Here is a 454-nt window from a genome sequence, read left to right on the forward strand (position 1 = left end):
GCTGATCCTGCCCGGCGAGGTGGCGCCCAGCCACCGCCACACACAATCGGCGCTGCGCTTCATCGTGGAAGGCAAGGGTGCCTACACGGCCGTCAACGGCGAGCGCACCACCATGCACCCGGGCGATTTCATCATCACCCCGTCGTGGAACTGGCACGACCACGGCAACCCCGCGGTGGAGGAGGGCGGCGAGCCCGTGGTGTGGCTCGACGGCCTGGACATTCCCCTGATCGGCCACCTGGACGCCGGCTTCGCCGAGAACTACCCCGAGGCCGTGCAGCCCATCAGCCGCCCCGAAGGCCACAGCTTCGCGGCCTTCGGCCACAACATGGCGCCCGTGCGCCACCGCGCGGCGGACTCGGCCTCGACCTCGCCGATCTTCAGCTACCCCTACGACCGCAGCCGCGAGGCGCTGGACCGGCTGTTCCGCCAGGGTGAGCTGGACGCCTGGGAC

Annotated in this window: 1 protein-coding gene; it reads left to right on the forward strand. The window is 70.7% G+C overall.

The features are described from left to right. Nucleotides 1-454: cupin domain-containing protein (locus K9U40_RS23740; RefSeq protein WP_282892513.1), on the forward strand; the 454-nt coding region annotated here is incomplete at both ends.

The organism is Xanthobacter autotrophicus (assembly GCF_030015065.1).
Taxonomy (GTDB): domain Bacteria; phylum Pseudomonadota; class Alphaproteobacteria; order Rhizobiales; family Xanthobacteraceae; genus Xanthobacter; species Xanthobacter autotrophicus_D.